Origin of the sequence: Pseudomonas sp. Y5-11 (assembly GCF_022368695.1) — a bacterium.
In the GTDB taxonomy this organism is placed as follows: Bacteria; Pseudomonadota; Gammaproteobacteria; order Pseudomonadales; family Pseudomonadaceae; genus Aquipseudomonas; species Aquipseudomonas parakoreensis.
Genome location: NZ_CP058974.1, coordinates 467,474 through 493,984 on the forward strand (window position 1 = coordinate 467,474; position 26,511 = coordinate 493,984).

At 61.3% G+C, this 26,511-nt stretch carries 25 protein-coding genes; 13 read left to right on the forward strand and 12 right to left on the reverse strand.

Annotated elements, in window-relative coordinates:
• Window positions 1-41: 41 nt before the first annotated feature.
• The 3 genes from rho to HXW87_RS02115 form a co-directional block, all read right to left on the reverse strand.
• Entirely contained in the window at window positions 42-1,301 is a 1,260-nt protein-coding gene (gene rho / locus HXW87_RS02105) for a transcription termination factor Rho (protein WP_003229334.1), read from the reverse strand.
• Window positions 1,302-1,548: 247 nt separating this feature from the next.
• The gene (gene trxA, locus HXW87_RS02110; RefSeq protein WP_003206727.1) at window positions 1,549-1,878 is read right to left on the reverse strand and encodes a thioredoxin TrxA; all 330 of its coding nucleotides are present in this window, start codon (window positions 1,876-1,878) and stop codon (window positions 1,549-1,551) included.
• A gap of 120 nt (window positions 1,879-1,998) precedes the next feature.
• A complete protein-coding gene (locus HXW87_RS02115; protein ID WP_131670670.1) occupies window positions 1,999-2,706 on the reverse strand; it encodes an FCD domain-containing protein in 708 nt (235 codons plus the stop codon).
• 256 nt (window positions 2,707-2,962) lie between these two features.
• Between HXW87_RS02115 and HXW87_RS02120 the strand changes: the two genes are divergently transcribed.
• The 5 genes from HXW87_RS02120 to ppx all read left to right on the forward strand — a co-directional run bounded on the left by HXW87_RS02120 (window position 2,963) and on the right by ppx (window position 7,554).
• Complete coding sequence (locus HXW87_RS02120; protein ID WP_121182570.1) at window positions 2,963-3,748, forward strand: transporter substrate-binding domain-containing protein; 786 nt, start codon at window positions 2,963-2,965, stop codon at window positions 3,746-3,748.
• A 22-nt stretch (window positions 3,749-3,770) separates the two neighbouring features.
• The gene (locus tag HXW87_RS02125; RefSeq protein ID WP_047297230.1) at window positions 3,771-4,439 is read left to right on the forward strand and encodes an amino acid ABC transporter permease; all 669 of its coding nucleotides are present in this window, start codon (window positions 3,771-3,773) and stop codon (window positions 4,437-4,439) included.
• On the forward strand, window positions 4,436-5,086 hold the full coding sequence (locus tag HXW87_RS02130; protein WP_041072041.1) for an amino acid ABC transporter permease: 651 nt from the start codon (window positions 4,436-4,438) through the stop codon (window positions 5,084-5,086). Before HXW87_RS02125 ends, HXW87_RS02130 begins: the two co-directional genes overlap by 4 nt.
• On the forward strand, window positions 5,073-5,810 hold the full coding sequence (locus tag HXW87_RS02135; protein ID WP_041072039.1) for an amino acid ABC transporter ATP-binding protein: 738 nt from the start codon (window positions 5,073-5,075) through the stop codon (window positions 5,808-5,810). The genes HXW87_RS02130 and HXW87_RS02135 overlap by 14 nt, the downstream gene beginning before the upstream one ends.
• A gap of 241 nt (window positions 5,811-6,051) precedes the next feature.
• Entirely contained in the window at window positions 6,052-7,554 is a 1,503-nt protein-coding gene (ppx, locus tag HXW87_RS02140) for an exopolyphosphatase (protein ID WP_182402948.1), read from the forward strand.
• 158 nt (window positions 7,555-7,712) lie between these two features.
• Here ppx and ppk1 read toward each other — a convergent pair whose 3' ends face one another.
• Both ppk1 and hemB read right to left on the reverse strand, forming a co-directional pair.
• Window positions 7,713-9,938: a polyphosphate kinase 1 gene (ppk1, locus tag HXW87_RS02145; RefSeq protein ID WP_123585821.1), complete on the reverse strand. Its 2,226-nt coding sequence runs from the start codon at window positions 9,936-9,938 to the stop codon at window positions 7,713-7,715.
• Window positions 9,939-9,956: 18 nt separating this feature from the next.
• Entirely contained in the window at window positions 9,957-10,970 is a 1,014-nt protein-coding gene (gene hemB, locus HXW87_RS02150) for a porphobilinogen synthase (RefSeq protein ID WP_047297234.1), read from the reverse strand.
• Window positions 10,971-11,177: 207 nt separating this feature from the next.
• Here hemB and HXW87_RS02155 point away from each other — a divergent pair, with 207 nt between their 5' ends.
• Complete coding sequence (locus tag HXW87_RS02155) at window positions 11,178-11,825, forward strand: DedA family protein (RefSeq protein ID WP_095668047.1); 648 nt, start codon at window positions 11,178-11,180, stop codon at window positions 11,823-11,825.
• Here the strand turns inward: HXW87_RS02155 and HXW87_RS02160 are convergent.
• Window positions 11,806-13,041: a sterol desaturase family protein gene (locus HXW87_RS02160; protein WP_239778381.1), complete on the reverse strand. Its 1,236-nt coding sequence runs from the start codon at window positions 13,039-13,041 to the stop codon at window positions 11,806-11,808. The genes HXW87_RS02155 and HXW87_RS02160 overlap by 20 nt on opposite strands.
• Before the next feature lie 114 nt (window positions 13,042-13,155).
• On the opposite strand from HXW87_RS02160, the gene elbB reads away from it, so the two are divergent.
• Window positions 13,156-13,824 carry an isoprenoid biosynthesis glyoxalase ElbB gene (elbB, locus tag HXW87_RS02165; protein WP_131670674.1) on the forward strand — a complete coding sequence of 223 codons (669 nt, stop codon included), beginning with the start codon at window positions 13,156-13,158 and terminating at the stop codon, window positions 13,822-13,824.
• A gap of 138 nt (window positions 13,825-13,962) precedes the next feature.
• Here the strand turns inward: elbB and HXW87_RS02170 are convergent, their stop codons facing one another.
• Window positions 13,963-14,418, reverse strand: a complete 456-nt coding sequence (locus tag HXW87_RS02170) for a YaiI/YqxD family protein (protein WP_047297238.1) — start codon at window positions 14,416-14,418, stop codon at window positions 13,963-13,965.
• Between the two features lie 111 nt (window positions 14,419-14,529).
• Window positions 14,530-16,428 carry an FTR1 family protein gene (locus HXW87_RS02175; RefSeq protein WP_239778382.1) on the reverse strand — a complete coding sequence of 633 codons (1,899 nt, stop codon included), beginning with the start codon at window positions 16,426-16,428 and terminating at the stop codon, window positions 14,530-14,532.
• Between the two features lie 188 nt (window positions 16,429-16,616).
• Here HXW87_RS02175 and HXW87_RS02180 point away from each other — a divergent pair, with 188 nt between their 5' ends.
• The 5 genes from HXW87_RS02180 to HXW87_RS02200 all read left to right on the forward strand — a co-directional run bounded on the left by HXW87_RS02180 (window position 16,617) and on the right by HXW87_RS02200 (window position 21,378).
• Entirely contained in the window at window positions 16,617-18,008 is a 1,392-nt protein-coding gene (locus HXW87_RS02180) for a hypothetical protein (RefSeq protein ID WP_239778383.1), read from the forward strand.
• 214 nt (window positions 18,009-18,222) lie between these two features.
• On the forward strand, window positions 18,223-19,617 hold the full coding sequence (locus HXW87_RS02185; protein ID WP_121182578.1) for a hypothetical protein: 1,395 nt from the start codon (window positions 18,223-18,225) through the stop codon (window positions 19,615-19,617).
• Between the two features lie 15 nt (window positions 19,618-19,632).
• The gene (locus HXW87_RS02190) at window positions 19,633-20,007 is read left to right on the forward strand and encodes a YcfL family protein (RefSeq protein WP_095668042.1); all 375 of its coding nucleotides are present in this window, start codon (window positions 19,633-19,635) and stop codon (window positions 20,005-20,007) included.
• A gap of 36 nt (window positions 20,008-20,043) precedes the next feature.
• Window positions 20,044-20,631, forward strand: coding sequence for a penicillin-binding protein activator LpoB (gene lpoB, locus HXW87_RS02195; RefSeq protein WP_095668041.1), 588 nt, complete (start codon window positions 20,044-20,046; stop codon window positions 20,629-20,631).
• A gap of 3 nt (window positions 20,632-20,634) precedes the next feature.
• Window positions 20,635-21,378, forward strand: a complete 744-nt coding sequence (locus HXW87_RS02200; RefSeq protein ID WP_239778384.1) for a penicillin-binding protein activator LpoB — start codon at window positions 20,635-20,637, stop codon at window positions 21,376-21,378.
• A gap of 217 nt (window positions 21,379-21,595) precedes the next feature.
• On the opposite strand, the gene rhtB is transcribed toward HXW87_RS02200, so the two are convergent.
• The 3 genes from rhtB to HXW87_RS02215 form a co-directional block, all read right to left on the reverse strand.
• Entirely contained in the window at window positions 21,596-22,228 is a 633-nt protein-coding gene (gene rhtB / locus HXW87_RS02205; protein ID WP_041072021.1) for a homoserine/homoserine lactone efflux protein, read from the reverse strand.
• A gap of 153 nt (window positions 22,229-22,381) precedes the next feature.
• Window positions 22,382-22,963 carry a mechanosensitive ion channel family protein gene (locus tag HXW87_RS02210; protein WP_047297244.1) on the reverse strand — a complete coding sequence of 194 codons (582 nt, stop codon included), beginning with the start codon at window positions 22,961-22,963 and terminating at the stop codon, window positions 22,382-22,384.
• The gene (locus HXW87_RS02215; RefSeq protein WP_041072019.1) at window positions 22,963-24,873 is read right to left on the reverse strand and encodes an ATP-binding cassette domain-containing protein; all 1,911 of its coding nucleotides are present in this window, start codon (window positions 24,871-24,873) and stop codon (window positions 22,963-22,965) included. Before HXW87_RS02215 ends, HXW87_RS02210 begins: the two co-directional genes overlap by 1 nt.
• A gap of 50 nt (window positions 24,874-24,923) precedes the next feature.
• Between HXW87_RS02215 and HXW87_RS02220 the strand changes: the two genes are divergently transcribed.
• Entirely contained in the window at window positions 24,924-25,388 is a 465-nt protein-coding gene (locus HXW87_RS02220; protein WP_095668039.1) for a TIGR02444 family protein, read from the forward strand.
• On the opposite strand, the gene HXW87_RS02225 is transcribed toward HXW87_RS02220, so the two are convergent.
• Window positions 25,385-26,506 (reverse strand): AlgP family protein, encoded by a 1,122-nt coding sequence (locus tag HXW87_RS02225; protein WP_239778385.1) that lies wholly within the window; start codon window positions 26,504-26,506, stop codon window positions 25,385-25,387. The two genes, HXW87_RS02220 and HXW87_RS02225, sit on opposite strands and share 4 nt — an antisense overlap.
• Between the last annotated feature and the right edge of the window lie 5 nt (window positions 26,507-26,511).

Consider the following 26,511-nt stretch of genomic DNA (forward strand, 5'->3'; position numbering starts at 1 on the left):
GCCCCGCGCGGGACGCCATTTTTATCGGTTCAGCGGCGATGTTACTTGCGTTTCATCGACAGGAAGAACTCGTCGTTGGTCTTGGTCGTTTTCAGCTTGTCGACCAGGAACTCGATGGCAGCCACTTCGTCCATCGGGTGCAGCAGCTTGCGCAGAATCCACATGCGCTGCAGTTCGTCATCGGCAGTCAGCAACTCTTCGCGGCGGGTGCCGGAGCGGTTGATGTTGATGGCCGGGAACACACGCTTCTCGGCGATCTTGCGATCCAGAGGCAGTTCCATGTTGCCGGTACCCTTGAACTCTTCGTAGATCACTTCGTCCATCTTCGAGCCGGTTTCAACCAGCGCGGTGGCGATAATGGTCAGCGAGCCGCCTTCTTCGATGTTGCGCGCAGCACCGAAGAAACGTTTCGGTTTCTCCAGGGCGTGAGCATCGACACCACCGGTCAGCACCTTGCCGGAGCTCGGGATCACAGTGTTGTAGGCACGGGCCAGACGGGTGATGGAGTCGAGCAGGATCACCACGTCCTTCTTGTGTTCGACCAGGCGCTTGGCCTTCTCGATCACCATTTCGGCAACCTGCACGTGACGGGTCGGCGGTTCGTCGAAGGTCGAGGCAACCACTTCGCCGCGCACGGTGCGCTGCATTTCGGTCACTTCTTCCGGACGCTCGTCGATCAACAGCACGATCAGGTGAACTTCAGGATTGTTACGGGCGATGTTCGCTGCGATGTTCTGCAGCATGATCGTTTTACCGGCCTTCGGCGGTGCAACGATCAGACCACGCTGGCCTTTGCCGATCGGGGCGCACAGGTCGATCACACGACCGGTCAAGTCTTCGGTGGAACCGTTACCGGCTTCCATCTTCATGCGCACGGTCGGGAACAGCGGGGTCAGGTTCTCGAAGAGAATCTTGTTCTTCGCGTTCTCCGGACGATCGAAGTTGATCGTGTCGACCTTGAGCAGAGCGAAGTAACGCTCGCCTTCCTTCGGCGGACGGATCTTGCCAACGATGGTGTCACCGGTGCGCAAGTTGAAACGACGGATCTGGCTCGGCGAGACGTAGATATCGTCCGGGCCGGCGAGGTAGGAAGCGTCAGCGGAGCGCAGGAAGCCGAAGCCGTCCTGGAGAATCTCCAGCACGCCATCACCGGAGATTTCCTCGCCGCTTTTCGCGTGCTTTTTCAGCAGGGAGAAAATCACGTCCTGCTTGCGCGAACGGGCCATATTTTCTATGCCCATCTGTTCGGCCAATTCGAGCAGTTCGGTAATCGGCTTTTGCTTGAGTTCAGTCAGATTCATATAGGAATGACGTAATCATTTATGGAGGGGGGAAATTAAGCTTTTGGCTTAATGAGGCCGCGCCGCGGAGAAGGCGACAGGATCGCGAACTTGTTCGAAAAGGAGTGCGTCGGCGACGGCTAGCAGGGGGCAGTGGAGAAACCAGTGCGGGGCCGAATGTACCACCTGAGTTTCGGAGCGTCTAGCCCTGAATACGCAAAAAGCCCCGCAAATTGCGAGGCTTTTTTTCGGCGATTTACAGCGACGCTTAGATGTTGGCGTCGAGGAAAGCAGCCAGTTGCGACTTCGACAGGGCGCCGACTTTGGTCGCTTCAACGTTGCCGTTCTTGAACAGCATCAGCGTCGGGATACCACGCACGCCGTGCTTGGCCGGGGTTTCCTGGTTTTCGTCGATGTTCAGTTTGGCAACGGTCAGCTTGCCTTTGTAGGTCTCGGCAATCTCGTCCAGAACCGGAGCGATCATTTTGCAAGGGCCGCACCATTCAGCCCAGTAGTCGACCAGTACAGCGCCTTCGGCCTTGAGTACGTCGGCTTCGAAGCTGGCGTCGCTAACGTGTTTGATCAGATCGCTGCTCATGGAATTCTCCAGGTTGTAAGCAAAAAAACGTGGCCCATCATATCCGCCCTTCCCTTGTTCAGGAAGCCGCAGTTGATTGAGTCTTGCTATGGCGCCCCATGAGTCTGGGTATAGCCCAAGTCACGCGGTGGCGGGGGCGATGAAGGCGATCCCGGTGCGCAGCGCCGCGTTGCGCACGTGCTCTTGCATGGCCTTCTGGGCGGCGGCGGAGGCCCGGCGCGCGAGGGCGCGGAGGATCTTGCGGTGTTCCTGCCAGGTCTCCATCGCCCGTTCGGCGCGGATGAACGGTAGCTTCTGGCTCTCCAGAAAGATCTCGGCGCTGGCGGTGAGGATGCTCAGCATCGCCTGATTGCCGCTGGCCAACAGTATGCGCCGGTGGAATTCGAAGTCGAGTTTCGCTGCGGCCTCGAAGTCCCCAGCCTTCAATTGCTCGCGCATTGCCGCAACGTTGTCCTCCAGCGCATCCAGATCGATCGTGCTCAAGGTCACTGCCGCCAGCCCGGCGGCAAACCCCTCCAGCGCATAGCGCAACTGAAAGATGTCCAGCGGCGAGGCCTGCGCCGCAAACGGCCAGCCCGGCGCATGGTCACCCTGCGCAATGTCCACCGGTGCCAGCACGAACACGCCTTTGCCCGGCTGGATGCTGACCACGCCTAGCGCACTGAGCGACGACAGCGCCTCGCGCAACGACGCCCGACTGACCCCCAGTTGCACCGCCAGATCCCGTTGCGACGGCAACGCATCGCCCGCACCGAACCCCTGTTCGGTGATCAGTTTGCGAATCGCTTGCAGCGCCACTTCGGGTACGGCGCGGGAGATCGAGTTCATGGTTTTTAAGATGAGTCAGGCCAAGGTGCGGCTAGTTGTAAAGCTATTCGCCGGATCCGGCAAGTCGTGCCCCAGCGGGGTTCGACGCCTTGGCGCAATGCGCTATCGAGGTGCGAAAAACATCCTGACTGTTCAGACCAGTAAGACCGAAAGAACACGCCAAATCCGCGGCCTGCGCGGCATCCGGCGCGGTGTTGGCACGGCGCATGCTCTGTCCGATCGCAGAAAACACTTCCCGCCGATCCGGAGATTTGCCATGAGCCTGCGTTACAGCGCCCTCCTCACCGCCCTGTTTGCCAGCCTGATGCTGAGCCAGGTGCCCGCCCACGCCGACGGTCTGGAAGACGTGGTCAAACGCGGCACACTGAAAGTCGCCGTGCCTCAGGACTTCCCGCCGTTCGGCTCGGTCGGCCCGGACATGAAGCCCCGCGGCCTGGACATCGACACGGCCAAACTGCTGGCCGAGCAGCTCAAGGTCAAACTCGAACTGACCCCGGTCAACAGCACCAACCGCATCCCGTTCCTCACCACCGGCAAGGTCGATCTGGTGATTTCCAGCCTCGGCAAGAACCCGGAGCGCGAAAAGGTCATCGACTTCTCCCACGCCTATGCGCCGTTCTACCTCGCGGTGTTTGGTCCGCCTGACGCAGCGATCAGCAGCCTCGACGACCTCAAGGGCAAGACCATCAGCGTCACCCGTGGCGCCATCGAAGACATCGAGTTGACCAAGGTCGCTCCCGAAGGCGTGACCATCAAGCGCTTCGAAGACAACAACTCGACCATTGCCGCCTATCTGGCAGGTCAGGTCGATCTGATCGCCAGCGGCAACGTGGTGATGGTGGCGATCAGCGAGAAGAACCCGAAACGCGTGCCGGCGCTGAAAGTGAAGCTCAAGGATTCGCCGGTCTACGTCGGCGTGAACAAGAACGAGCCGGCGCTGCTGGGCAAGGTCAACGAGATTCTCGCCACCGCCAAGGCCGACGGCGCGCTGGAGAAAAACTCGCAGACCTGGCTCAAAGAGCCGCTGCCGGCCGATCTCTGATCGATCGCGCGGGAGACAATTGATGGCTTATCAGTTCGATTTCATGCCGGTGGTGCAAAACACCGACCTGCTGCTGCGCGGCGCTCTGTTCACCCTGGAACTGACGGCGATTGGCGCGCTGTTCGGGGTCGGCGTGGGCATCGTTGGCGCGTTGGTACGGGCGTGGAACATTCGCCCGTTCTCGGCACTCTTCGGCGTCTACGTCGAGTTGATCCGCAACACGCCATTTCTGGTGCAGCTGTTTTTCATTTTTTTCGGCTTGCCGTCGCTTGGGGTGCAGATTTCCGAGTGGCAGGCAGCGGTGCTGGCAATGGTGATCAACCTCGGCGCGTATTCGACCGAGATCATCCGCGCGGGCATCCAGGCGATTCCGCGCGGGCAGCTGGAAGCCGCTGCCGCACTGGCGATGAGCCGTTTCGAAGCGTTCCGCCATGTGATCCTGCTGCCGGCGCTGGGCAAGGTCTGGCCGGCACTGAGCAGCCAGATCATCATCGTCATGCTCGGCTCGGCGGTGTGTTCGCAGATCGCCACCGAGGAGCTGAGCTTCGCTGCCAACTTCATTCAGTCGCGCAACTTCCGCGCCTTTGAAACCTACGCGCTGACCACGCTGATTTACCTGTGCATGGCGCTGCTGATCCGCCAGTTGCTGAACTGGGTCGGCCGCCGCTATATCGCGAGGAGCAGCCGATGAGCGACTTCACCTTCTGGGACATCCTGCGCAACCTGCTCACCGGCCTGCAGTGGACGCTGGCGCTGTCGCTGGTGGCGTTCATTGGTGGCGGGATCGTCGGGTTGCTGATTCTGGTCATGCGCATCTCGAAAAACCCGTTGCCGAGCAACATTGCCCGCACCTGGATCGAACTGTTCCAGGGCACACCGCTGCTGATGCAGCTGTTCCTGGTGTTCTTCGGCGTGGCGCTGGCCGGGATCGAAATTTCGCCGTGGATGGCCGCGGCGATTGCCCTGACGCTGTTTACCAGTGCCTATCTGGCGGAGATCTGGCGCGGTTGCGTCGAAGCGATCCCTCACGGTCAGTGGGAAGCGTCATCGAGTCTGGCGCTGAATCCGCTGGAGCAACTGCGCTACGTGATCCTGCCGCAGGCGCTGCGCATCGCGGTCGCGCCGACCGTGGGCTTCTCGGTGCAAGTGGTCAAGGGCACGGCAGTGACCTCGATCATCGGTTTCACCGAGCTGACCAAGACCGGCGGCATGCTCGCCAACGCCACATTCGAACCTTTCATGGTCTACGGCCTCGTCGCCCTCGGCTACTTCCTGCTCTGCTACCCCTTGTCGCTCAGTGCGCGCTACCTGGAAAGGAGACTGCATGCCTCTGCTTAGAATTTCCGCCCTGCATAAATACTACGGCGATCACCACGTGCTCAAAGGCATCGACCTGAGCGTCGAGGAAGGCCAGGTGGTGGCGATCATCGGCCGCAGCGGCTCGGGCAAATCGACCCTGCTGCGCACCCTCAATGGCCTGGAGTCGATCAATGACGGGGTAATCGAAGTCGACGGCGAGTACCTCGACGCCGCCCGCGCCGACCTGCGCAGCCTGCGGCAGAAAGTCGGCATGGTGTTCCAGCAGTTCAACCTGTTTCCGCACCTGACCGTGGGCGAAAACGTGATGCTCGCGCCGCAAGTGGTGCAGAAGGTACCGAAGGCCAGGGCGGCCGAACTGGCGCGCAAGATGCTCGAACGCGTCGGCCTGGGAGAGAAGTTCGATGCGTTTCCGGATCGGTTGTCTGGTGGGCAGCAACAGCGCGTGGCAATTGCCCGGGCGCTGGCAATGTCGCCGAAAGTGCTGCTGTGCGACGAGATCACCTCGGCGCTGGACCCGGAACTGGTCAATGAAGTGCTGGCCGTGGTGCGCCAATTGGCGAAAGAAGGCATGACGCTGATCATGGTCACCCACGAAATGCGCTTCGCCCGGGAGGTCGGCGACAAACTGGTGTTCATGCACCATGGCAAGGTGCATGAAGTGGGGGATCCGAAGGTGTTGTTTGCCAACCCGCAGACGGCGGAGCTGGCGAATTTCATTGGTACCGTTGAAGCCGCCAACTGAGCCGGCACGCTCCTGTGGCGAGGGAGCTTGCTCCCGCTCGGCTGCGCAGCAGTCGTGAAAGCCGCCGACCGCGATTTACCTGAATCTCGAGGTGAATGGCTTGAGTGCCGCTTCGCAGCCCAGCGGGAGCAAGCTCCCTCGCCACAGAAAATGTGTTGGATCAACGGTTTGAACCATGCGCGTTGGCGCCAGCGTTTGATCGTGGCACGATGGCGGGGTTATCGACCGAGACCCCCTGACCATGCCGCAATCCAAAGCCAAGAATCTGTCCCTGATCGCCGCAATCGACCTGGGCTCCAACAGCTTCCACATGGTCGTGGCCAAGGCCCAGAACGGTGAGATCCGCATCCTGGAGCGCCTCGGAGAGAAAGTGCAGCTTGCCGCCGGTATCGACGATGAGCGCCATCTCAACGAAGAATCGATGCAGCGCGGGCTCGATTGCCTCAAGCGTTTTGCCCAACTGATCAACGGCATGCCGCTGGGCGCCGTGCGAATCGTCGGCACCAACGCCCTGCGCGAAGCGCGCAATCGTCTGGAATTCATCCACCGCGCCGAAGAAATCCTCGGTCACCCGGTGGAAGTCATCTCCGGCCGTGAAGAAGCGCGGCTGATTTATCTGGGCGTGTCACACACCCTCGCCGACACCCCGGGCAAGCGTCTGGTGGCCGACATCGGCGGTGGCAGTACCGAATTCATCATCGGGCAGCGGTTTGAACCGCTGCTGCGCGAAAGCCTGCAAATGGGCTGCGTCAGCTTCACCCAGCGCTACTTCAAGGACGGCAAGATCACCCCGGCCCGTTACGCTCAGGCGTACACGGCGGCGCGGCTGGAGATCATGAGCATCGAACACGCCCTGCACCGTCTGACCTGGGATGAAGCCATCGGCTCCTCGGGCACCATCCGCGCCATCGGCCTGGCGCTGAAGGCCGGCGGACATGGTACCGGCGAAGTCAACGCCGAAGGCCTGGCCTGGCTCAAGCGTCGCCTGTTCAAACTGGGTGACGTCGACAAGATCGATTTCGAAGGCATCAAACCTGACCGCCGGGCGATCTTCCCCGCCGGTTTGGCGATTCTCGAAGCGATCTTCGACGCCCTCGAACTGCAACGCATGGATCACTGCGAAGGCGCGCTGCGTGAAGGCGTGCTCTACGACCTGCTCGGCCGCCATCACCACGAAGACGTGCGCGAACGCACCCTGACTTCGTTGATGGAGCGTTATCACGTCGACCTGGAACAAGCGGCGCGGGTTGAACGCAAAGCGCTGCACGCCTTTGATCAGGTCGCTGCAGACTGGGAGCTGGATGACGGCATCTGGCGCGAACTGCTCGGCTGGGCGGCGAAAGTCCACGAAGTCGGCCTCGACATCGCGCACTACCACTATCACAAGCACGGCGCCTACCTGATCGAGCACTCGGACCTCGCCGGATTCTCCCGCGAAGACCAGCAAATGCTCGCCCTGCTGGTGCGTGGCCACCGCCGCAACATTCCCAAGGACAAGTTCGCCGAGTTCGGTGACGACGGCGACAAGCTGATCCGCCTGTGCGTGCTGCTGCGCTTCGCGATCCTGTTCCACCACATCCGTGGCACCCAGGCGATGCCGCAAGTGGCGCTGCACGCCAAGGGCAACACGCTCGACGTGGAATTCCCGGAGCACTGGCTGGATGAGAATCAGCTGACTCAGGCTGACTTTGGTCTCGAAGCCGACTGGCTGACCCGGGTGGGCATCGTGCTGACAGTCCACTGATAACCCCTGTAGGAGCTGCCGCAGGCTGCGATCTTTTGCTCTTTAAACGGCAAGATCAAAAGATCGCAGCCTGCGGCGGCTCCTACACAGGTCGGTGTTTGGCGTACAAAAAAGGCGATCCCGAGGGATCGCCTTTTTATTTCACCTGAAACCGAGGCTTAGCTGCTCACCGGCAGAATCGGGCTGCCCAGCCGCTCCAGCAACGTCGCCTGCGCGCTGCGCGGGTTCTGGTTGCCGGTCGGCGTGTTGCGGATGTATCGACCATCCGACTGCAGGCTCCAGCTGTGGGTGTTGTCGGTCAGGTACAGCTCCAGCTCTTTCTTCACGCGGGTCAGCAGCTTCTTGCCTTCCACCGGGAAGCAAGTCTCGACGCGCTTGTCGAGGTTGCGCTCCATCCAGTCGGCACTGGAGAGGAACATCTGCTCCTCGCCGCCGTTGAGGAAGTAGAACACTCGAGTGTGTTCAAGGAAGCGACCGATGATCGAGCGCACATGGATATTGTGCGAAACCCCGGCAATGCCCGGACGCAGGCAGCACATCCCGCGCACCACCAGATCGATGCGCACGCCGGACTGGCTGGCCTTGTACAGCGCGCGGATGATCTTCGGATCGGTCAGCGAGTTGAACTTGGCGATGATGTGCGCCGGTTTGCCTTCGACGGCGAACTGGGTTTCCCGGGCAATCATGTCGAGCATGCCCTTCTTCAGGGTGAACGGCGCATGCAACAGCTTCTTCATACGCAGCGTCTTGCCCATGCCGATCAACTGGCTGAACAGCTTGCCAACGTCTTCGCACAAGGCGTCGTCGGAGGTCAGCAGGCTGTAGTCGGTGTACAGACGGGCGTTGCCGGCGTGGTAGTTACCGGTGCCGAGGTGCGCGTAACGCACGATCTCGCCGGCCTCGCGACGCAGGATCAGCATCATCTTGGCGTGGGTCTTGAAGCCGACCACGCCGTAAATCACTACCGCACCGGCCGCTTGCAGACGGCTGGCCAGTTGCAGGTTGGACTCTTCGTCGAAGCGTGCGCGCAGTTCGATGACCGCCGTCACTTCCTTGCCGTTGCGCGCGGCGTCCACCAGCGCATCGACGATTTCCGAGTTGGCGCCGGAGCGGTACAGGGTCTGGCGCACGGCCAAGACATGCGGGTCTTTCGCCGCCTGCCGCAGCAGGTCGACCACCGGGGTGAACGACTCGAACGGGTGCAGCAACAGGATGTCCTGCTTGCTGACGACACTGAAAATGTTCTCGCTGTTCTGCAGCAGTTTCGGGATCTGCGGGGTGAACGGCGTGTATTGCAGCTCCGGGTGACTGTCCAGACCGGTGATGCTGAACAGGCGCGTCAGGTTGACCGGGCCGTTGACCTGATACAGCTCGGTCTCGCTCAGGTTGAACTGCTTGAGCAGGTAATCCGAGAGGTGTTTCGGGCAGGTGTCGGCGACTTCCAGACGCACCGCATCACCGTAGCGCCGCGAGAACAGCTCGCCACGCAGGGCGCGCGCAAGGTCTTCGACGTCTTCGGAGTCGAGCGCCAGGTCAGCGTTTCGGGTCAGGCGGAACTGGTAGCAGCCCTTGACCTTCATGCCTTGGAACAGGTCATCGGCGTGGGCGTGGATCATCGACGACAGGAACACATAGTTGTCGCCCGGGCCGCCGACTTCTTCCGGAACCTTGATGATCCGAGGCAGCAGGCGCGGTGCCGGAATGATCGCCAGACCGGAATCGCGACCGAAAGCGTCGATACCTTCCAGTTCGACGATGAAGTTCAGACTCTTGTTTACCAGCAACGGGAATGGATGCGTCGGGTCGAGGCCGATCGGGGTGATGATCGGCGCGATCTCGTCGCGGAAGTAGCGGCGCACCCAGGTTTTGATCTTGGTCGTCCAGTGACGGCGACGGATGAAGCGCACCTGATGCTTTTCCAGCTCCGGCAGGAGGATGTCGTTAAGGATCGCGTACTGGCGATCAACGTGACCGTGCACCAGCTCGCTGATCCGCGCCAGCGCCTGATGCGGTTGCAGACCATCGGCACCGGCCTGTTCCCGGGCGAAGGTGATCTGCTTCTTCAGGCCGGCGACGCGGATTTCGAAGAACTCGTCGAGGTTGCTGGAGAAAATCAGCAGGAACTTCAGCCGCTCCAGCAACGGATAGGACTCATCCAGCGCCTGTTCCAGCACGCGGATGTTGAACTGCAGTTGCGAAAGCTCGCGGTGGATGTACAGGCTGCTGTCATCCAGCCCCGGGATCGCAATCACTGGCGCCGCCGCAACGGCTTCGGCGACCGGCGCGGGCGGCGCAGGTTCGAGTTCCGGCGGGGTTTCGGTGATTTGCTCCACCACCGGTTGAGCTTCTTTTACTGCAACTTCAGTGAGTCCTTCGGTATTCATCGAATGTTCCTGGGAGGGCTATTTCTGCTCTCGTAACAATTGAGCGGCGCGGACAGCAAAGTAAGTCAGGATGCCATCAGCGCCGGCACGTTTAAAGGCGGTCAGTGACTCGAGAATCACCGCCTCGCTCAACCAGCCATTCTGGATCGCCGCCATATGCATGGCGTATTCGCCGCTAACCTGATAGACGAAGGTCGGCACTTTGAAGGCATCTTTTACCCGGAAAAGAATGTCCAGGTACGGCATGCCGGGTTTGACCATGACCATGTCCGCGCCTTCAGACAAGTCGGCGCCGACTTCGTGCAACGCTTCATCGCTGTTGGCCGGGTCCATCTGATACGAGGCTTTGTTGGCCTTGCCCAGATTCGCTGCCGACCCCACGGCATCGCGGAACGGCCCGTAATAGGCGCTGGCGTACTTGGCCGAGTAGGCCATGATCCGCACATTGACGTGGCCGGCGATCTCCAGCGCTTCGCGGATCGCCTGAATCCGACCGTCCATCATGTCTGACGGTGCCACGACCTGAGCGCCGGCTTCGGCGTGGGACAGCGCCTGCTTGACCAGTGCGTCGACCGTGATGTCGTTCTGCACGTAGCCATCTTCGTCGAGAATGCCGTCCTGCCCATGGGTGGTGAACGGATCGAGGGCGACGTCAGTGATCACTCCCAGCTCGGGAAACCGCTCACGCAACGCACGAGTGGCGCGCTGGGCAATGCCCTGAGGGTTCCAGGCTTCGGCGGCATCGAGGGATTTCAATTCGACAGGCGTAACCGGGAACAGCGCCAGCGCCGGAATGCCCAGTTCGACCCATTTCGCCGCTTCTTCCAGCAGCAGATCGATGGTCAGGCGCTCGACACCGGGCATCGAGGCCACGGCTTCGCGACGGTTCTCACCGTCAAGCACGAACACCGGCAGGATCAGGTCATCGACCGTCAGCACGTTTTCCCGTACCAGCCGACGCGAAAAATCATCGCGACGGTTGCGGCGCAAACGGGTAGCGGGGAACAAACGGTTGGCAGGGGTAAAGCTCACGGCAGACTCCTGAGCCCGCGCATACGGGCGAGCGTGACAGTTATAGACGGCCATTATGACGAACAGATTACAGTTGTGCGTACCCCGTGACATGTAGCCGCATTCCATTGTTAGCGTAGGAATTGTTCACGTCGAGACACATTTCGACACTTTCCTGAATGTGTCCGAAGGGTTAGGCTGCGCGTTCATTTCGCCAGCACCCAGACAATGCTCCAACAATTTCTGCATGACTTCGGCTACTTTGCCCTGTTTCTCGGCACGTTCTTCGAAGGCGAAACCATTCTGGTGCTCGCAGGCTTCCTCGCGTTCCGTGGATACATGGACATCAACCTGGTGGTGGTCGTGGCGTTCTTCGGCAGCTATGCCGGCGATCAGCTGTGGTACTTCCTGGGGCGCAAGCACGGGCGTAAATTGCTCGCGCGCAAGCCGCGCTGGCAGATGATGGGCGACCGCGCGCTGGAACATATCCGCAAGCATCCGGACATCTGGGTTCTGAGCTTCCGCTTCGTTTACGGCCTGCGCACGGTGATGCCGGTGGCGATCGGCCTGTCGGGTTATCCGCCGGGACGCTACCTGCTGCTCAACGGCATCGGCGCAGCGATCTGGGCCACCGCCCTGGCAGCCGCCGCTTACCATTTCGGCGCGGTGCTCGAAGGCATGCTCGGCAGCATCAAAAAGTACGAGTTGTGGGTACTCGGCGCGCTGCTGGTGTTGGGTGTCGGCCTGTGGCTGCGTCGCCGCTTCAAGAATGCGCGCCTGGCCAAGCAGGTTTACGCCGATGAACAAGCCGCAAAAGCCGCACTGCTTCAGGCAGAACAGTCAAAACCCGCCGAGCCTAAGACGCCAGCCGAGTAACACGCTGGCGACAGCCATACAGCCCGATGCCACTGAGTAGGCTGTAACCGAGCAGACCAGCCCAGGCCAACGGGCTGGCCGGCCATAGCCCGAGCAGCGGCGCCAGCCACACCAGCGGCACATTCGACCCCAGCCGCAGCAGCTCGACCCGCAACGCCCACGGGCGATTCTCCAGCATCACCCCCAGCACGAACAAACCCCACGCTACTACACCCCACCCCAGTAGCAGCGCGGCGGTCGACAGATGTTGCGCCCGCCCCATCAGGTCACTGCCCAGCGCGATATAGACGCAGAACTGCAGCGCCACATACCACTGGCGACGGCTGTCGAGCGGCACCTCGTACTTGCGGAAGCGGCTCAAGTCGGGTTTGGTCAGCGGGTACTTCGCCGCCACATCCGCCGGACGCCAGCCAGTGCGCATGAACCAGATCCGCAGCTTGTCCCAAAGGCTTTCGGTGCGGCGTGCGTCGTCCCACAACTGCACATAGAACTGCACATTGGCCCACAGCGGATTCCAGCTCGCCAGCGGCGTGGTCACACCGAAAATCACCGGCTCGTTGTCGTCCTCTTCCTGAAACGTACCGAACAACCGATCCCAAAGAATGAACACCCCGCCGTAGTTGCGATCCATGTAGAGAGCGTTCTGTGCATGGTGGGCCCGATGATTGGATGGCGTGACAAAGAACCACTCGAACCAGCCGAGCTTGGGAATGTGCCGGGTGTGAACCCAGAACTGATACAGCAGATTCATCGCCGCGACGCTGACGAATACCAGCAGCGGCACGCCAAGCACGGCCATCGGCAGGTAGAAGATCCAGCCCAGCACAAATCCGGTACTGGTCTGGCGCAACGCCGTGGAGAGGTTGTACTCCTCGCTCTGGTGATGCACCGAATGCGCGGCCCAGAGGATGTTGCGCTCGTGGCCCAGGCGATGCAGCCAGTAGTAGCAGAAGTCATAGAAGACAAAGGCCAGCACCCAGACCCAGAGACTGTCTGCCGGCAACCTGAGCAGCGCCAGGTGTTCCAGGGCAAACGCATAGGTCACCAGCCCCAGGCCTTTGGTCAGCAAGCCGGTGGTGGTCGACAACACCCCGGCGCTGAGGCTGTTGACCGAGTCGGCGAGGCGATAGTGTCGGGTCCCGCGCCAGCGATCGGCAAGCAGTTCGGCGGCAATCAGCACGAAGAAAAACGGCACTGCATACAGAATGAAGTCCATGGCGCGCCCCGGTCGGATTTTATGGCCAGATCCTAGGTCTAGCCGCCCTTTTCCCCTATGGCAACGTACGACAATTTAGTGGACATTTAGCGCCATGAATCTGGAGAGAAACCCATGAGCAAAAAAGTTGCAGTGATCCTGTCCGGCAGCGGCGTGTACGACGGCGCCGAGATCCACGAGAGCGTCATCACCCTGTTGCGCCTGGATCAACGCGGCGCGCAGGTGCAGTGCTTCGCGCCGAACATCGCGCAATTGCATGTGATCAATCACCTGACCGGTGAAGAAATGCCCGAAACGCGCAACGTCCTGGTGGAATCGGCGCGCATTGCCCGCGGCAACATCAAGGACATCCGTGAGGCCGACGTCGAAGACTTCGACGCGCTGATCGTGCCCGGCGGCTTTGGCGCCGCGAAGAACCTCTCGAACTTCGCCATCGAAGGTGCCGGCTGCACGGTACAGCCTGAGGTGCTGGCCTTGACTGAAGCGTTTGCCGAAGCGGGCAAACCGGTGGGTCTGATGTGCATCTCGCCGGCACTGGCGGCGAAAATCTACGGCCCGGGCGTAACCTGCACCATCGGCAACGATGCCGATACCGCCACCGCGATGAACAAGATGGGCGCCACCCACGAAGACTGTGCGGTGAGCGAGATCATCGAAGACAAGGCGCGCAAACTGGTGACGACCCCGGCCTACATGCTGGCGCAGAACATCAGTGAGGCGGCTTCGGGGATCAACAAGCTGGTCGACCGGGTGCTCGAACTGACGCACGAGAACGATGTTTGATGCGACCTTTCTGAAGGGTTTTCGTGGTGAGGGGATTTATCCCCGATGGCTGCGCAGCAGCCCTTTGCATCTTGAAGCATTGGGCCTGCTGTGCAGGCCATCGGGGATAAATCCCCTCACCACAGGAATACGGTTGAATCAGGACTGACGTGCAAGGCGCGTGAGGATCCTGTCCAGTGCATTGGCAAACGCCTGTTTCTCACGCTCGCCGAACGGTGCCGGGCCGCCGCTGATCTGCCCCTGCTCACGCAGGTCGGTGAACAGGTTGCGCACGGCCAGGCGCTCGCCCATGTTCTGCGCGTCGAACTCCTTGCCGCGCGGGTCCAGCGCTGCCACACCTTTCTTCACCAGGCGATCGGCCAGCGGGATATCGCTGCAGATCACCAGCTCACCGGGCACCGCGTGTTCGACCAGGTAATCGTCCGCCGCATCCGGGCCGCTGGGCACCACGATCAGTTTGACGATGGCCAGCCCCGGCTTGATCTGCGGTTGCCCCGCCACCAGCACCACTTCGAACCGGCGCTTGAGGGCGAACTTCACCACCAGCTCCTTGGCGGCCCGCGGGCAGGCGTCGGCATCGATCCATACACGCATCTTGATAACCTCTTGAAAGCAAAAGATCGCAGCCTTCGGCAGCTCCTACAGGGATACACCGAACCCCTGTAGGAGCTGCCGCAGGCTGCGATCTTTCAAACGATAACCCGATCAGGCAGCAGAAACCCGCTTCTTCTCAACCATCCGGCTGCGCCCATACAACACGACAATCGCCAGAATCGCCACGGCCTGCGCCGATAGCGAATAAGCGTCGGCATGAATCCCCAGCCAGTCGAAATCGAAGAACGCCACCGGCCGTGTGCCGAAGATCCCGGCTTCCTGCAACGCCTTCACGCCATGCCCGGCGAACACCACCGACAACGCGCAGAGCAGACCGGCGTTGATGCTGAAGAACAGCGCCAGCGGCAGTTTCGCCGAGCCACGCAGGATCACCCAGGCCAGACCGATCAGCAGCACCAGCGCCGTCGCACCACCGGCCAGCACCGCATCATGCCCGGCGGGACCGGCCTGCAGCCACAGCGTTTCGTAGAACAGGATCACTTCGAACAACTCGCGATACACCGAGAAAAACGCGAGGATCGCGAAGCCGAAACGCCCGCCGCCGCCCACCAGACTCTGTTTGATGTAGTCCTGCCAGGCTGCAGCGTGGCGCCGGTCGTGCATCCACACACCGAGCCACAGCACCATGACGCTGGCGAACAGCGCCGTCGCGCCTTCGAGCAGTTCACGCTGCGAGCCGCTGACGTCGATCACATACGCCGCCAGCGCCCAGGTACCCAGACCGGCGAGCAGCGCCAGGCCCCAGCCGACGTTGACGCTGCGCACCGCCGATTGCTGGCCGGTATTGCGCAGGAACGCGAGGATCGCCGCCAGCACCAGAATCGCTTCGAGGCCTTCGCGCAGCAGAATCAGCAAACCGGAGATGTAGCTCAGCGACCAGCTCAGGCCATCGCTGCCGAGCAGCTCGGCAGACGCTTTGAGCTTGCCCTTGGCCGCGGCCAGGCGTTCTTCGGCCTGCGCCACCGGCAGACCGTCCTGCAACGACTGACGGTAGGCCATCAGCGATTTTTCGGTGTCCTTGCGTACGTTGGCGTCGACGTTATCCAGCGAACTTTCGACCAGTTCGAAACCTTCCAGATACGCCGCCACCGACAGGTCATAGGCCTGATCACGATCACCGGCGCGGTACGCCGCCAGGCTTTTGTCCAGCGTCGCGGCAGTGTAGTCGAGCAATTGCGCCGGGCCGCGTTTGACCTGCGGTGGTTGGGCGCGCTGGGCACGGAAGGTCGCGGCGACTGGCGCACCTTCGGCAGCCTGTACTTCGGCCGGCGTCTGGGGTGCCAGATCAGCGATATTGAAGGTCTTGTCGGACTTGGCGGCGGCCGGGTCGGCGCTGAAACCGGCGATGTAGGTCGCCAGGTCCCAGCGCTGACGGTCGTCCAGTTGATCGGCGAACGCCGGCATGTCGGTGCCTTCGACACCTTGGCCGAGGATGCTGTAGATCGCGTACAGGCTCAGGTGATCCATCCGCGCGGCATCGCGCAGGTTGGCCGGTGGCGGCGCCATGCCGAGACCTGCCGGACCGTCACCGGCCCCGTTGGCACCGTGACAAACCGAGCAGTTTTGCGCATACAGCGGCGCGCCACGGGTCGGATCCGGCGTGATGATCGGCGCCTGGCTGACCTCATACGCCACCGCCAGTTTCGCCCCCAATTGCCGGGCCTGACGGGCGACATCGGCACCGTCCTGCTTTGCCGTGATAGCCGCATGCAGAGCTTCGACGCCCTGCTCCAGCGCAGCCTTCTCCGGTTTGGCCGGCAGACCGCCGATCAGTCCTTGCAGCACTTGGGTGAATTCCAGCTGCTCGCGGTATTCGCCGTCGTCGACGACCTTGCCCGCTTCGACCGTCGGCGGGTAGTCGGCGCTGATGTAATCGAGCAGGTGCAGCGCTTGCGGGGCGCCATCCACCGTGTCGGCCAGCAGGTTGAAGCTGCTCAGGGCGCACAACGGGAACACCAGCCAGGCCAGAAATCGGGACGCGGCAGTCATGAATGAGTCTCAAATGGAAATGCGAAGTTACATATTGTTCACTTCGAACGCTTTTCACTCAAGCGTTGTCGACGTACGCCACCTGGGACGGGTGCCATGAACCTGCGAAAACGGAAGAATCACTTGGCCACTACCGCTCTATACTGCGCCACCTCATTGCATTTGCCGCTCAAGGACGAACCCTCTTCATGCGCCATAGCTTGCTGCTACCCCTGTTGATCGCCACCGTTGTGCAACTGAACGGTTGCGGTGCGTATCGGAATTACGATCTGGAGCTGCAACAGACCACCGCGCCGCTCAAAAACGGCAACATCGAAGGTGCCCTGTCGGTGATCGAAGCGAACAATCCGGATCCGGAAAAAGACCTGCTCTACTACTTCGAAAAAGGCGCCGTACTCAGTGCCGGCGGCGATTTTGCGCAAAGCCAGACCACTTGGCGCAGCGCCGAACAGATGATTATCGAACGCCAGGACACAATCCAGACCACTGGCGACAAGTTGCTTGCTGCAATGGGCGATCACTGGGGCAGCATCATCAACGACAAGCTGCGCCGCTACGATGGCTACGACTATGAAAAGGTCATGCTGACCACGCAAATGGCCCTCAATCAGTTGGCGCTAAATGACTTCGATGGCGCTCGCGCCGACATCAAGAAAACCCACGAACGCGAAGCGCTGATCGCTCGGCAACGGGAGCTGGAATACGAAAAAATCGAGGAAGCAGCCAAGGCCCAGGGCGCACGTGTGCATTACAGGGATCTGCAGGGCTACCCGGTGGTAATGCTCGAATCGCCTGCGGTGATTGCCCTGAAAAACGGTTACCAAAGTGCATTCAGCCACTATCTCGCGGGCTTCACTTATGAAGCGCTGGGTGAAAAGGATCTTGCCGCGCCCGGGTATCGTCAGGCCATTGAACTGCGCCCGGACGTAGCCTTTTTTCAACAGGCACTGCGCGACCTCGACAGCCCCGGACTCAAGGCCGATGAAAGCGACGTGCTGATCATTGTGCAAAGCGGGCTGGCACCTGCACGCAGTTCAGTACGCGTGCCGTACCCGGTGAAGCTGGCAGACGGGCAAGTCATCGTCGCCAACATTTCGTTTCCAGTGATGGTGCCGGACACCTCAACCCCGCCGCTTACCCAAGTGAGTATCGATGGTCGCCAGAAAAAACTGATCACGGTCAACAGCATCACCGAAATGTCCTTGCGCACGCTGCGTGACGACATGCCCGGGATTATCCAGCGCACGACCTATCGGGCATTCCTCGCCGCAGATGTTCAAGGCACGGACAATCGACGCAACCCGAGCAAGGCGTCCTACGTGACCCACTGGGACAATTTCGAACACGCCGACACCCGCACCTGGCGCACCCTGCCTGACCTGACGCAGGTTGTGCGCCTGCGCCTGAAAAAAGGCGAGCATCTGGTCAGCCTGTCGAATACCGCGGCACCGCTGAAGATCCGTATCGACCAGCACCGGCAGATGATCGGCCTGCGCGTGCTCGGTGGACAGATTTACGCCAACGGCAGCGCTTTTCAGTCCCGCATCTCACTGGAAAATCGAGTATCCAGCCTGAAATAAGTAATGGCACCAAACTAACAAGTGCGATTAAAAAGCTATTACATGGCCAGCATCGCCCGCTTATAATGCCGCGCCCTCGCTATAGCGACGCGGCATAAAAGCTCCTCTGGTTATGAGGAATTGGCAGGAGGCCAGCGCCACTGTCGATGGGTCACACCAGCCCGACCAGCACCGGCGGCTGATGCAGTTACTAGCTCAGGGAAGAAGTACCCCCATGGCATTGCGCACTCCCACCTTGATCGCGCTCAGCGCTGTCACTCTGCTGTCCGGCTGTTCGGCGTTTCGCAACTACGATTCGGAACTGGCCCAGACCAACCAGCAACTGGCCACCGGCAACGTCGATGCCGCACTGAGCCTGCTGGAAAAGAACAACACCGGCCCCGACAAAGATCTGCTCTATTACTTCGAGAAAGGTGAGTTGCTGCGCGCCAAGGGTGACCTGTCCGGCAGCCAGAGCGCCTGGACCAGCGCCGACCAGGTGGTCGGTCAGTGGGAGGATTCGGTCAAGCTCGACTCCGGCAAATACCTGGCCCAGTTCGGCAGCTTCATCGTCAACGACAAGGTCCGTCGCTACGAAGGTTACGACTACGAGAAAGTCATGCTGACCACGCAGATGGCCCTCAACCTGCTGGCCGTCAACGACTTCGATGGCGCCCGCACCGCGATCAAGAAAACCCACGAACGTGAAGCGGTGATCGCCGACCTGCGCGACAAGGAATACCTCAAGAGTGAGGAAGAGGCCGAAAAAGAAGGGATCAAGACTCAGTACAAGGATCTGCAAGGCTACCCGGTCGCCAGCCTCGACGCGCCGGAAGTGGTCAGCCTGAAAAACAGCTACCAGAGTGCGTTCAGCCATTACCTGGCCGGTTTCGTCTACGAAGCCCTGGGCGAGAAAGACCTGGCTGCACCGGGCTACCGCAAGGCGGCCGAACTGCGCCCGAACACCCCGCTGCTGGAGCAGGCGCTGGTCAACCTCGACAAGCCGAGCAAATCCGACGACAGCGACATCCTGATCGTGGTGCAAAGCGGTCTGGCACCTTCGCGCGATTCGATCCGCGTGCCGCTGCCATTGCCGATCTCCAACAATGTGGTGATCACTCCACTGTCGTTCCCGATCATCAAGCCGGACACCTCCACCGCACCGCTTGCGCAGATCGGTGTCGATGGCCAGCAAGTCAACCTGACGGCCCTCAACAGCACCACCGCCATGTCCCGCCGCGCCCTGCGCGATGACATGCCGGGGATCATTGTGCGCACCACCGTGCGCGCAATCACCAAAGGCGTGGCACAGAAGAAGATCAACGAAACCAATCCGCTGGCCGGTCTGGCCGTGGGTATCTCTTCAGCCGTGCTGGAAGGTGCCGATACCCGTACGTGGCGCACCCTGCCGGACAACACCCAGGTGGTACGTCTGCGCTTGAAGAAAGGCGAGCATCAAGTCAGCCTGCCGAGCGCCGTCGGCGGTTCGCTGGTCAAGGTCACCGTCGATCAGCGTTATCAAGTGATCAGCCTGCGAGCGGTGGGCAACCAGGTATTTGCCGGTGGCGTCGCCGCCCACGTCATCCCGAGCGCCGGCGCGACCAACGTCGCCAGCCTCAAACAACCTTAAGAACGGAGTCTTTGCATGCGCTTGAAACTCATCGCCGTTGCCGCCCTCGCCGTCCTGGCCAGCGGCTGCGCCACCCCGCCACCGCCGGAGCCGGGCAGCGCCGCGAGCAAGGTCGTGGCCATGGGCCCGCAGAAACACATCGCGGTCGGCGCCATGCGCGTCGCCCGCGAGAACGGCTTCATGACCGTCAATGTGCAGTTGACCAACACCCTCAACAGCAACAAGACGTTCTACTACCGCTTCGCCTGGCTCGGTGCGGAAGGCTTTCCGGTCGCCGAGGAAGAAGTCTGGAAAAGCCAGATGATGTACGGCGCTCAGACCAGCTTCATCCAGGGCATCGCCCCGACCCCGAAAGCCGTGGACTTCCGTCTCGAACTCAAGACGCCTTAAGCCCGCCAACCTATTCCTGTATTAGAGAGCATCCCCATGTTTGTACGCTTTTCCCTGATCGCTGTCCTCGCCCTGCTGGCCTCCGGTTGCGCCAACACCTCGCCGACCCTGGGTAGCAAGAACATCAGCTACGGCGACACCAAAGCGGTTGAAACCGTGACCAACGAATTCGGTTCGACCGACCTGCAGATGATCGCCGAATCGATGACCCGCTCCCTGGCCCAGTCCGGCATTCTGCAGGGCCGCCCGGTGGTGCAGGTCTACGACGTGAAGAACAAGACCAGCGAGTACATCGATACCCGCGAAATCACCACCAGCATCAAGACTCAGTTGATGAAATCCGGCACCGCCCGCTTCGCCAGCGACAACACCGCGATGCAGAGCCAGGTCGATCAGCTCAAGCTGCAAAACCAGAGCGGTCTGTACAAGAAGAGCACCGTGGCCAAGACTGGCAACATGATCGCCGCCAAGTACCGTCTGGAAGGCTCGATCAGCTCGATCGTCAAGCGCAGCAGCGACTACAAGGACGTCTTCTACAAATTCAGCCTGCAACTGATCGACGTCGAAAGCGGTCTGGCCGAGTGGATGGACGAAAAAGAGATCCGCAAAACCACGGAGCGTTAATTGATGCGCGCATGGATTGGCATGATGGCCCTGGCTTGCGCGTTCAGCGTGCAAGCGGCCCCGAAAGTCGCGGTAACGGATCTGGCGTATCAGGAGCGTGTGGAGCAGTACATCCACATCGTTTCGGCGCAGAACAATTACCGCGAGGGTTACTACAGCGCCAGTGGTTCGTCGAACTACAACGAGCTGGAAGCGACCACCAGCTACATCGAACAGGGTGAACTGCGTAAATTCACTGGCGACATCAAGGGCGAGATCCTGCGCACCGGGATGTTCCAGCTGGTGCAGGGCACGCCGTATACCGCGTCGTCCAAGGGTGACGTCTATGACGTGATCAAGCGGATCAAGGCCGGCAGCTTCAAAGGCGCCGACTACGTGCTGTTCGGCACCGTATCCGACATCGACTTCACCCAGGACATGAACGAGCTGGCGCACACCGACAGCTATTCGGCGGTGCTGGGTCTGACGCTGGTGGCGGATTTCAGCCTGATCAACACCAAGACCTACGAGATCACCTCGGCCTTCACGGCGATGGGCGAAGCGCAGGACACCAAACTGGTGAACGGCCGCGACATCAAGATCTCGCTGAACCGCCCGCGGGTGGTGCGTGAAGTGTCGAAAGCCCTGGGCGAAGACGTCGCCGGGCAACTGAGCATGCAGCTCGGTGGCGGCGGTTACGAGCAGCCGCGCGAGGCACAGCAGCGCAACAACCTGCCCCGTGATACGGCGCCGGTGATTTTGCACTGACCGGCTGAGTGAACAACTCTGTAGTGAGGGGATTCATCCCCGATGGCTCGCGAAGCGAGCCCCTCTTGGTCTTGAAAGAAGGGGTTGCTACGCAGCCCATCGGGGATAAATCCCCTCACCACAAAAGCTCCCTCACCACAGTTGGATGTAACCCAGATGTATCGTCAGAGACGAAAAAGGCGACCTCAAGAGGTCGCCTTTTTTCTGGCCGAAGCTTTTAGACCGCCGCTTTACGCAACGTCGCCATAAACGCCGCCGCACCAATGAACAGCCCGGCAAACGTGCGATTCATGCGTTTCTGCTGCTTCGGCGTGCGCAACAGACGCAGCACCTTGGACGCCAGGCCCGTGTAGCCAGCCATGACAACCAGATCCACGCAGATCATGGTCACGCCGATCACCAGGTACTGCATCAGCAGCGGTGCATGGGGATTGATGAACTGCGGCAGCACCGCCAGCATGAACACCAGCGCCTTGGGGTTACTGATGTTGACCAGGAAGCCGCGAAACACCAGCGCCAGCGGTTTGCCGATCGGCCGGACTGCTGCGTCATCGCTCATGTCCATGGGCAGCGCACGCCATTGCTTGACCGCCAGATAGACCAGATAGGCCACACCGAACCATTTGATCGCATAGAACGCGGTGGCCGAAGCAGTGAGAATCGCGCCGACCCCAGCGCCGACAATCGCAATCTGTACCGCCAGACCCACTTGCAGGCCCAGCGCGTTCCAGTAACCGCGCCAGAAACCGTATTGCAGGCCGCTGGACATCGACGCAATGGCGCCAGCACCCGGGGACAGACTGATCACCCAGCAGGCGGCAAAGAATGCCAGCCATGTTTGAAGCTCCATCGCACACCTCGACTCTGAATCGTGACAGACGTCAAAGCTAATGCGGTTTGGGCCTAAAAGCAAAAGATCGCAGCCTGCGGCAGCTCCTGCATTGAAGTGCGATCTCTGTAGGAGCTGCCGCAGGCTGCGATCTTTTGATCGTGTCTGGAAAAACTACTTCTCGAACCCGCTGGACGGAAACACATCGCTGCCGCGCCAACGTCGCACCGAGCGCTGGAAGAACAGGCTGTTCGGCACTTGTACCATGGCGCTGCCCGTCCCGAGCTCCTCTGCCTCGATCAACGTGGTGTAAAGCAGATTGATCGCCACCACCCGGCCTTTGACCCCGGGTTTGTCAGTGGTGTCGACCAGCTCCACCACATCGCCGAGGCGGAACGGGCCGACGGTGAAGATCAGGATCGCGCAGAGCAGGTTCGACAGCACACTCCACATCGCGAAGAACGCCACCGCCGCCACCGCGACGAAACCCGACAGCGCCGTCCACAACACCGTGGCCGACACCCCGAGGCGTTCCAGCACAAAGATCAGCGCACTGCCCATGATCAGCCAGCGCAGACCGCCGCGCAGCGGCATCAGCAACTGCGGCGGAAACGGGTAGCGCTCACCCAGACGGGTCAGGCCTTTGGCAACGAAACGCTGGGTCAGATAGCCGGCCAGCAGGATCAGCAGAATCTGCACGCCGAGCCAGATCGGCTCGACCCACACCGCCGGCAATGGCCACTTGAACGCGTCCATCAGGACAGCGCCTCCAGCTCCGCCTGCATGCTTTCCAGCGTCTCGAGCGCCTCCATCCAGGCTTCTTCCAGCTCGGCTTCGCGCACTTTCAGCCTGGCCTGCTCGGCCAGCAGATCACGCAACTCGTTCTTGCGCGCCGGCTCGTAGATGTCGCTGTCACCGAGGCTGGCGTCGACCTTGGCGAGTTTCTCGTGCAGTTTGCCGAGCTCGGCTTCGAGCTTGTCGGCTTCGCGCTTGTGCGGCGCCAGTTGCTGACGCAATGCAGCGGCGGCCTGGCGCTGAGCCTTCTTGTCGGTTTTGTCCGGGTTAACCGGGGTGTTGCTGACCGGCGCGTTGCGCTGGCGGTATTCCACCAGCCAGCGCGCGTAATCTTCAAGGTCGCCATCGAACTCTTCGACCTTGCCGTCTGCGACCAGGTAGAAGTTGTCGGTGGTGCTCTTGAGCAAGTGCCGATCATGAGACACCACCAGTACCGCGCCGCTGAATTCCTGCAGCGCCATGGTCAGCGCCAGGCGCATTTCCAGGTCGAGGTGGTTGGTCGGTTCGTCGAGCAGCAACAGGTTCGGCCGTTCCCAGGCAATCAGCGCCAGGGCCAGACGCGCTTTTTCGCCACCGGAGAAATTCAGTACCGGCTCGTCGATACGCGCGCCACGGAAGTCGAAACCGCCAAGGAAGTCGCGCAGGGTCTGCTCGCGTTCGGTCGGCGCCAGACGCTGCAGGTGCAGCAACGGGCTGGCCTTGGCATCCAGCGAGTCGAGCTGATGCTGGGCGAAGTAGCCGACCACGGTGTTCTCGCCGCGTGTCAGGCGCCCGGCCAGCGGTTCGAGCTCGCCGGCGAGGTTCTTGATCAGGGTCGACTTACCGGCACCGTTCGGCCCGAGCAGACCGATCCGCGCACCCGGGGTCAGTTGCAGCTTGACCTTCTCCAGGATGGTTTTTTCGCCGTAACCCAGACGCGCATCGGACAGGTCGATCAGCGGGCTGGAGATTTTGGTCGATTCACGAAAGACGAAGTCGAACGGCGAATCGACGTGGGCTGCCGACAGCTCTTCCATGCGTTCCAGCGCCTTGATCCGGCTCTGCGCCTGACGGGCCTTGGTGGCCTGGGCCTTGAAGCGGGCGATGTAGCTTTCCATGTGCGCACGTTGCGCCTGCTGCTTCTCGTACGCCTGTTGCTGCTGGGCCAGACGCTCGGCACGGGCACGTTCGAACGCGGTATAGCCGCCCCGGTACAGGGTCAGTTTGCGCTGATCGACGTGGGCCACGTGATCGACCACTTCATCGAGGAAGTCGCGGTCGTGGGAAATCAGCAGCAAGGTCCCCGGGTAACTTTTCAGCCACTCTTCGAGCCAGATGATCGCATCGAGATCCAGGTGGTTGGTCGGTTCGTCGAGCAGCAGCAAATCCGACGGACACATCAGGGCCTGCGCCAGGTTCAGACGCATCCGCCAGCCACCGGAGAAATCGCCTACCTGACGGTCCATCTGCTCGTTGGTGAACCCGAGGCCGGCCAACAGTTTGCGGGCGCGAGCGTCGGCGGTATAGCCGTCGGCGCTGTCGAGTTCGGCGTGCAGGCGGGCCAGCGCCGTGCCATCGTGGGCCGCTTCGGCGACGGCGAGGTCACGCTGCACCTCACGTAGACGCAGGTCGCCATCGAGCACATAGTCGACCGCCAGACGCTCGAGGGTGTCGACCTCCTGGCGCATGTGCGCGATGCGCCAGTCGGCCGGCAGCAGGCAATCGCCCGAGTCCGGGTGCAACTCGCCGCGCAGCAAGGCAAACAGGCTGGATTTGCCGGCGCCGTTGGCACCGATGAGGCCGGCTTTGTGGCCGGCGTGCAGGGTCAGCTCGGCGTCTTCTAGCAGACGTTGCGGGCCACGCTGTAAAGTCAGGTTCTGAAGTCGGATCATAATGGCGGCGGAGTCTACCAGCTTCGCTCACAACTGGCGCGAGTAGCACGATGTCCTCTGACCTGTGGAGCTTTTCCCTTGCCACCTACGCCCGACCGGGCGTGGAACCTGCCTGCCTGCAACTGCAAACGGCGGGGGCCAACGTCTGCCTGCTGCTCTGTGGTTTGTGGCTTGAGCAACGTGGCGCGGCCTGTGACGAACAGCGCGTAGAGCAGCTGAAAAAACTGGTGGGGCCTTGGGATCGGGAGGTGGTGCAGCCACTGCGTGCGCTGCGCACTCAGTGGAAAACCCTGGCCGAAGATGATCCGGTACTCAAGGGTCTGCGAGAACAAATGAAAGCGCTGGAGCTGGAAGCCGAACGGCATCTGCTGTGGCAGCTGGAACAGGTCGCTCAGCACTGGCCTCGCGATGACGCCTCAGCGTCGGGACAATGGCTGGAGAGTCTTGCGGGGGCGACCGCCAGCCCGAACCGCGACGCGCTGCAAGTGCTGCGCGTCGCGGCAACCGGCACTTAGGAAGCGCTGGTCGGGTTGTTGCTGACGCTCGACGCAGCGGCTGGCGTTGGCGCAGTCGAGGTGGTCGAGGTGGAAGCGGCTGGAGCAGGTGCCGCGGCTGGCGCTGGAGCAGCTGGCTTGGCAGCCGGTGCAGTCGCCGGTTTGGCGGCAGCGGGTTTGGCAGCGGCCGGTTTTTTCGCGGCGGGTTTTGCAACCGGCTTGGCGGCTGGTTTAGCAGCTACTGGTTTGGCAGCAGGCTTGGCCGCAGCGGTCGCAGGTTTTGCTGCTGCAGGTTTGGTCGCTGGTTTGGCCGCGGTTTTAGCAGCAGGCTTGGCCGCTGGTTTGGCAGCAACCTTGGCAGCAGGTTTTGCCGCGACCGGTTTTGCAGCGGCGGTTTTCGCGACAGGTTTGGCAGCCGGTTTTACCGCGACTTTGGCAGCTGGTTTAGCAGCAGCGGTTTTTACCGGAGCGGCTTTGCGCGCAGCAGGTTTTTCCGCTGGCTTGGCAGCCGGTTTTGTCGCTGCAGGTTTGGCAGCGGCAGTACGAGCAGCCGGTTTCGCAGCGCTCGCTGCAGCCGGTTTTTTCACTGCGGTTTTGGCAGCAGGTTTGGCGGCGGTTTTAGCCGGTGCCTTGGCCGCGGGTTTTGCCGCTGGTTTGGCTGCAGCAGTTTTCGCCGGCGCTTTTGCCGCCGCAGGTTTCGCGGCCGCTTTCTTCGCAGGCACTGCTGCAGGTTTTGCTGCGCGAGAGGTCAAGGCTTTGCCGGCGGCTTCTTGCACACGACCGACACCCTGGGCCAGTTTCAGGCTTTCCTGGGCGTCTCGCTTGAGTTGCAGAATGTAGCTGCGAGTGTCGGACTGGCGATTCTTCAGCGCATCGAGCAGATCTTCGAGTTCTTTGACCGCAGCCTTGGCCTTGTTCTGCGCCTTGGCTTTACCGGCAGCGGCTGCGTCCTGCAATTTGGTGCGGGATTTGTGCAGCTTTTCTTGCGCCTTGCCGCGTTGCTTTTCCAGTTTGGCGAGCAGTTTTTCAGCATCAGCCAAGGCTTGGGAGCAAGCGTTTTCCAAATGCTCGAGCAGGCTGCCCGAGAGTTGTTGGAGTAAGTGCAACGGAGTGTTTACAGGCTTCTTGGTGGCCGACATGGTTT